Source organism: Leisingera sp. ANG-M1, assembly GCF_000813745.1.
Lineage (GTDB): Bacteria > Pseudomonadota > Alphaproteobacteria > Rhodobacterales > Rhodobacteraceae > Leisingera.
The window spans coordinates 56,900-63,967 of the sequence record NZ_JWLC01000010.1 but is presented as its reverse complement, the minus strand read 5'-3'; the positions used below and the strand labels follow the sequence as shown (position 1 = coordinate 63,967).

The 7,068-nt window shown below is 63.1% G+C and carries 6 protein-coding genes; 1 reads left to right on the top strand and 5 read right to left on the bottom strand.

Annotated features, from left to right (window positions below; genetic code table 11):
• On the top strand, positions 1-993 hold a 993-nt coding region (locus tag RA19_RS09095), incomplete at its 5' end, for a calcium-binding protein (protein WP_082020496.1).
• Positions 994-1,079: 86 nt separating this feature from the next.
• On the opposite strand, the gene RA19_RS09090 is transcribed toward RA19_RS09095, so the two are convergent.
• The 5 genes from RA19_RS09090 to RA19_RS09070 form a co-directional block, all read right to left on the bottom strand.
• Positions 1,080-2,651: an alkaline phosphatase family protein gene (locus tag RA19_RS09090; RefSeq protein ID WP_052261721.1), complete on the bottom strand. Its 1,572-nt coding sequence runs from the start codon at positions 2,649-2,651 to the stop codon at positions 1,080-1,082.
• A gap of 122 nt (positions 2,652-2,773) precedes the next feature.
• A complete protein-coding gene (locus RA19_RS09085; RefSeq protein WP_039161820.1) occupies positions 2,774-3,529 on the bottom strand; it encodes a maleate cis-trans isomerase family protein in 756 nt (251 codons plus the stop codon).
• Positions 3,530-3,532: 3 nt separating this feature from the next.
• Complete coding sequence (locus RA19_RS09080; protein ID WP_039161818.1) at positions 3,533-4,711, bottom strand: M24 family metallopeptidase; 1,179 nt, start codon at positions 4,709-4,711, stop codon at positions 3,533-3,535.
• Entirely contained in the window at positions 4,704-5,894 is a 1,191-nt protein-coding gene (locus RA19_RS09075) for a diaminopropionate ammonia-lyase (protein WP_039161813.1), read from the bottom strand. The genes RA19_RS09080 and RA19_RS09075 overlap by 8 nt, the downstream gene beginning before the upstream one ends.
• Before the next feature lie 2 nt (positions 5,895-5,896).
• A complete protein-coding gene (locus tag RA19_RS09070) occupies positions 5,897-7,042 on the bottom strand; it encodes an amidohydrolase (RefSeq protein ID WP_039161811.1) in 1,146 nt (381 codons plus the stop codon).
• Positions 7,043-7,068 lie beyond the last annotated feature (26 nt).

Genomic DNA, 7,068 nt, shown 5'->3' with positions numbered 1-7,068 from the left:
GGCGGCGACGGCAACGACACCATGAACGCCGGCGACGGCGACAACAAGCTGGAAGGCGGCACTGGCGACGACGTAATGACCAGCGGCAGCGGTAAGGACCAGCTCAAAGGCGGCGATGGCGACGACACCATGAATGCCGGCGATGGCGACAACAGAGTCTTTGGCGGCAACGGGAATGACGTTCTCATCACCGGCAGCGGCAAGGACCAGCTCAAGTCAGGCGACGGGCATGACACTCTGGACGCTGGCGATGGCAACAACAAGATCGACAGCGGCCACGGCAACGACCTGGTCACCAGCGGCAGCGGCGATGACAACATCAAAGCTCAGAAAGGCGATGACACAGTGGATGCCGGCAACGGCAACAACAGGCTGGATGGCGGCGACGGCAACGACGAGCTGACCGCCGGCAGCGGGACCGACCAGATCAAGGGCGGCAACGGTGAGGATACACTGTCCGGCGGGGCCGGTGACGACAAGCTTGACGGCGGCAACGACAATGACCTGGTGGACGGCGGCGCCGGAAACGACCAGGTGAAAGGCGGCAATGGCGCTGACACTGTGGATGGCGGCTCCGGCAATGACACCATCAAGGGGGACAACGACGACGACATCCTCTCGGGCGGCGACGGCAATGACTCTGTCGACGGCGGCGGCGGCCAGGACCGGATCGTAGGTGGGGATGGCGCCGACATACTCAAGGGCGGCCGCGATGCAGATGTCTTTGTCTTCAACTCGGCGTCAGAGGCCGGCGACACGATCCTCGACTTCAAGCTGCAATACGGAGACAAGATTGACATCGACGGGCTGCTGCTGGACCTGGGCACCAATCTGGACGATGCCCTGTCCAGCGGCCAGCTGGCCCTGAGCGGCGACCGCCAGAACTGGCTGGAGTTCGATGCCGATGGCGAAGGCGGTGAAGACGCGCTGCAAATCGCCTATCTCAAAGGTGTCAAGGCAGACGCCGAGCTCACTGCAGACTGGTTCATGTAACGCTTGCAAAACCGAAAAAGAGCCCGGTTCCCGCTCAAGGAGCCGGGCTCTTTTCGTTTGCCCTCCGCAACCGGCTTCAGCAGTCCTTAAGAGCGCTGCCCTGCAAACCGGGACAGGCCGCGCGCGCCTTCAGGGGTGATCGAGGTCAGCGACAGCGTGTGGTCCATATTCCTCATCCGGTGCCGCAGCATCATCCGGGTCAGCCGGTTGAGGTCGGCGGCATATTCCGGTTTTCCTGCCACATTTTCCAGCTCGCCCTGCCCTTGTGCATCAAACAGCATCGGCGACAGGTCGGCGGCAAACTCCACCAAGGTGAAACGTTCATCGCGCAGGATGCCCAAACAGCTGTCGCTTGGCGATGTGCCGAGCGCCTCCTGCCACAGCGTTGGCTTTAGCGGTTCCGCAAAGTCCAGCTCCGAGAAGGAATACTGCCGCCAATCCTGCGGCACATCCCCCCGAAGCAGCGGCAAAAGCGAGCGCCCGTCCATCGAGTTCGGGATCTCCTGCCCGACCCAGTCCAGAATGGTCGGCGTCACGTCGATCGACTCGGTGATCTCCGTCAGGCAGGCGCCTGCATTCGCTTCATTGCCTGGCATCCGGATGATCAGCGGCGTGTGATAGGCGGCGTCATAGACCGTCATCTTGCCCCAGGAGTGCCGGTCGCCCAGCATCTCGCCATGATCGGCGGTGATCACCACCATGGTGTCGTCATACTGGCCCGTATCTTTCAGGAACTGCACCACCCGCCCGATGTGGTGATCGACCTCGGTGGCCAGGCCCAGGTAGACCGAGCACAGGATACGGATGTTTTCGTCCGTCGGCTCCAGATCCGGGAAACCTTCCACAAACCCTGCAATCGTGCTTTTGCGCAGCACCGGGTCAAAGAACGGATGCTGTTCACACTCTGCTTCCGGCGAGCCCAGCCGCTCCGGAAGCGGCAGCGAAGCCGGATCATACATGGTGTTGTACGGCGCCGGCGCCACCAGCGGCGGATGCGGCCGGATATAGGTCAGATGCGCAAACCAGCTTTCCTTGTGATAGGCAGTCATCTTGCCCAGAAAGGAATTGGTCAGGAAGGCGGTGTCGCTATCCTCGGCGGCATAAAGCGCCGGATCGTTCAGCTTGGGCGCGCCGCCATCGGGCGAGACCGGCTTGTAGACGTCCCAATAGTTTTCGAATTCATAGCCCTGGTTCATCAGATGCGACTGCCACGGATAGGACATCTCCATCCGCATCTCGGTCATCTCGTGAAACCCGTTCATCGGGAATTCATAGGTTCTGAGCGCCGGGTCGTTGGCATCAAAGGCCCGCGGGTCCTGCGAGGTATCGGTATAGCCGAACAGCATCGGCATATAGCCGGCCTTGCGCATTTCAGTGGCAATGTTGGGCGTATCATGGCGCAGCGGCGCGCCGTTGCGGACCGAGCGGTGGTTCATCGCGTATTGCCCGGTCAGGATCGAGGCACGCGAGGGCCCGCAGGGGTTGGTCACCGAAAAATGCCGCTTGAACGACACCGCCTCCTTCATGAAGGCGCGGACGTTGGGCAGCTCCACATGTTCGGCCATGGCGCCGAACACGCAGTCGGCGCGCAGTTGGTCGATGATGATGAACAGGACGTTGCGGGTTGCGGGGCGGGTCGCGGAACGGGTGGCGGGCATCCGGGCATCCTTGCAGGCTCGAATCAAACTCTGACAGGCAATCTGTCGTGATCCGCGAGAGAATTACAAGCGCGCTTTAGACCCGGCCATAAACCCGCCGCGACCTGCTTCCGAGGTCCATTTCAATTGCTCAAGGCATGGCTGAACAGCTTGCCGAATTGAGGCATGGCGCCCTCAACCCCCGCCAGCCGCAGCATGTGCCAGGCCAGCGCCTGGTTGCTGGAAATCACAGGCACACCTGTCGCCTCCTCGATTACCGGGATTACACGCAGGCAACGCAGATTGGTGCAGGAGATCACAATGGCGTCGCAATCCTCCTGCTGGGCCACCTGTTTGGCGGCCTCCGATATGGACGCTTCCGAGATGCGGGCGACCACCCGGTCGTCCATTTCCTCAAACGAGCCGAAACCCGCAATCGAGAACCCCGCCTCCTCCAGCTTGCCGCGCATCTGCGCCGACACCTCGGGCAGATAGGGCGTGACAAATCCTAGCCGCGCCGCGCCCAGCACCTTGCCTGCGGCGATGATCGCCGCCAGCGGGTCGGTCACTTTGACATCAGGAAGAACGGTTCGCACCGCTTTCGCCACCTTATCCGAACCAATCACTGTCGACGCCGAAGTGCAGCCGTACCCGATCACATCGAAGTCCAGAGATGACGGGAACAGCCGGGCCGACGCGGGCAGATCCGCCTGCATCAGCGCCAGCGTCTCCGGGCGGATATCCGGCACCATCGGGATGCGGCTGTGATAAAGCGCCACCCCTTCCTGCGCTGTCATCCGGGAGAACTCCGCCTCCAGCGTCTCGTCGGTTTCCAGCACAATCACGCCCAAAGTGGCGCGGGTGCCGATGCCTGCATCTGTGTCAAAAGGGAGCTTCATGGATCAAGTTCTCCTCCAGATCACCGGCAGCTCAGAGGCGGCGCGCGTTGTCAGCAATTCAGCGCCACCTGCGCGGACCACGATGTTTTCCTCATGCACCATGATATGGCCGTCACCATAGCCGAGCGAGGGCTCAAGCGTCAGCACCATGTTCTCCTCGATCACTGTCTGGTCGAATGCCGCATGCGAGGGCCACTCGGTCAGCTGCATCCCCAACCCGTGGCCCAGCCGCCCCACGTCGCCGCCCTGATCGTCCATTTCCGCAATCACCGCCTGCATCGCCTGGAACAGCTCCCGGCAGGTGGCACCCGGTTTGGCCGCGGCAATCCCGGCCTCCGTCGCCCGCCACAACACATCATAGGCCCGGCGCGACAAGTCATCGGCCCGGCCAATGGCAAAATTGCGGTCGAAGTCGCAGAAATATCCGTCCCAGGTGGCGCCGGTATCCAGCATCACGATGTCCCCCGCCTCCAGTGGGCGGCTCGTCGGCGGAGAAATTACATCGCTGTAGCCGCCCTGATCAGCACCCCCGACCAGATAAGGCACATCATCCGCCCCCTGCGCCAGCGCTTCGCGGCGGAAGGCGCGGAACAGGTCCTCGAACGGCTGGCCTTCGTGGGCGAATTCCGGCACCCGCGCAAAGGTCCGCGAGCCGATGTCGCAGATATGGTGCAATTTTTCGATCTCGGCTGCGGACTTTACCATCCGCAGGCTGCGCACCAGCGGGGTTGCGTCTGCCACCTTCAGCCCCGGCAGACCGGCCATCAGCCGTTCATAGTCGCCCAGGGGCATCCTGAGTGCGGTCTCATGGCCCTTCATCACCCCGATCGAGCCGCCTCGCCCGGCAATCGACGAAAGCAGCTCTGTCAGCAAGCTGAGGCCATCGTTCTCGGGCGCAGGTGCGCTCCAGGTGCGGATGTCCTCGATCCAGGTGCGGCGCATCAGGTCGGCGCCGATCTCCGGGATGATCGCAATTGGTTTGCCCTCAGGCGGCACAAACAGGAACCAGGGCCGGGTCGGGCTTTGCCAGAACAACGTGTGGAAACCGCTGAAATAGCGCACCTCCGGCTCGGTCAGCAGCAGCAACCCATCGAGCCCCTGCTGCGCCATCAGTGCCTGTGCCTTTTCGGTCCGGGCGGCGAACTCCGCCTCCGGAAACCCGCGCACAGGCGCCTCAGACATGGTCTTTGCCTTCCATGATCGCGGCAAAGATTGCCGGGTCGGTCACGCCTTCGGATCCGATCAGCAGCACGCGAGACTCTGCATCCAGTCCCAGGGTGCCCTTCATCTCTGCCGACTGACAAGCCGCTATGACAGCAGCCAGCCCTGCCACCGCGCTTTCGCCGGCTTCAACCACGGGATCGCCGGTCTCAGAATTGGCCAGCAGCCGCACGGTTGGGGCCACGATGCTGTCCGGGATGGTCAGGAAGTCCGAAGACTCCTCGGCCAGGATCTCCCAAGCCATTTCCGACGGTTCGCCACAGGAAAGGCCCGCCATGATGGTCTCCTCCTGAATGGCAAAGTTGGTCGCCTTGCCGTTGCGGGCACTGTCGAACAGGCAAGCGGCCAGCTCTGGCTCTACGATCACCACCTGCGGGGAATTTTCCCCATAGTACTGGCGCAGACCGGCCGCGACCGAGGCCGCCAGGCCGCCAACACCGCCCTGCAGGAACACATGTGTGGGCGCCTGCTCGAGAGATTCACAGGCCTCACGGGTCATTACGCTGTAGCCGGCCATCACGTCGCGCGGCGGCTCGGTGTAGCCCTCCCAGGAGGTATCGGAGACCACGAACCAGCCGTTCTCCTCCGCTTCCTTCTTGGCCAGCAGCACCGACTCGTCATAATCTCCGGTGATCCGGATCACCTCGGCGCCCAGTTCGCGCATCGCCACGGCACGGCCTTCGCTGACTTCGGCGTGGATGTAGATACGGCAGGGCGCGCCGAACCGCTGGCAGCCCCAGGCCAGCGAACGGCCGTGGTTTCCATCGGTGGCAGACACCAGTGTGATCCCGGCGCAGGCTTCCCTATGCTCGCCCTTGCGGATGGATTCCAGGCTGACGTCCCGGCCCAGCTGCGCGCTCAGTTCCCGCTGCAGCACCCTCAACGCCGCATAAGATCCGCCCAATGCCTTGAAGCTGCCCAAGCCGAACCGCGGGCCCTCATGTTTGTAATCGATACGGCCAATGCCGACCTTACCCGCCAGTCCGGCCAGCGAAACCAGCGGCGTTGCTTCATAGCCCTCCCACGCGGTGATCTCCGCCTGAGCGTTTCCGAAATCCTGTTCGGACAGCACGGTATAGGCCGCTTCGCCGGCCTTGGGGCTTCCTGCCGCATGGCTCATCGCCACTGCAAATTTCTCAAACATAGTCAGTCCTTTCCCGCTGGCAGCCGGTCACGGACCAGCTGCACCCAGAACTCGGCGCCGATCGGCAGCAGAGCGTCGTTGAAATCATAATCCGCTGAATGCAGCGGCTGGCCGTTGGGGCCCTCTTCGCCGTTGCCCAACAGCAGGAAGCAGCCCGGCACCGCTTCCGCGAAATAGGCGAAGTCCTCGGAGAAACTCATCGGAGGCCGGTTGCGGATCACCTCAAAGCCCGCGGCTTCACCCGCGCGGTAGACGGCCTCAGCCGGGCCTTCTGCGTTGATGGCTTCCACAAATTCGGTATTGAAGGTCACCTCAGTCTCCACCCCATGGGTGGCAGCAACCCCGGCGGCAATCTGGCGCATAAACCGCTCAACCGCCTTGCGGTCTTCAGGCACCCGCGCCCGCACATCGCCCTTCAGCACCGCATGGCCCGGCAGCACATTTCGCTGGCCGTTGGTCAGGAATTCGGTGACCGAAACCACGGCCCCCGCCCCCGGCGCCAGCTTGCGCGAGACGATGGTCTGCAGCGCCAGAACCATCTCTGCCCCGACAGTGATCGCATCCACGCCCGTCTGCGGCATCGAGGCATGGCCGCCCTGCCCCTTGATCGAGATTTCAAACAGGCTTTCGCTGTTGCAGATCTGGCCTGCCCGGGTCGAGACCTGCCCCACCGGCGCACCTGGCAGGTTATGGATGGCATAGACCTCTTCGATCGGGAATTTTTCCAGCACGCCCTCGGCGATCATCGCCTGCGCGCCCAGCCCGTGCTCCTCGTTTGGCTGGAAGAGGAAGACCACGGTGCCGTCAAAGCCCTGCTCCTGTGCCAGCCGTTCCGCAGCGCCCAGCAGCATCGCCATATGGCCATCATGACCGCAGGCGTGCATTTTGCCCGGTGTTTCCGAGACATAGTTGTGAGTGGAGATCTCATCGATCGGCAGCGCGTCCATATCGGCCCGCAGCCCGATTGCCCGGTTGCCCTGGCCGCAGCGCAGCAGGCCAACCACGCCTGCACCTTCATGCACCTCCAGCCCGAGGCCGCGCAGATGCGCCGCCACCTTGGCCATGGTGCGGTGTTCCTCGAAACCAAGCTCCGGGTGGCGGTGGAAATCGCGGCGCAGCGCGGTCAGGCGGTCCTCGAATGTGGTCATATGCGCTCTCCAAGCCGTTTGCAGCG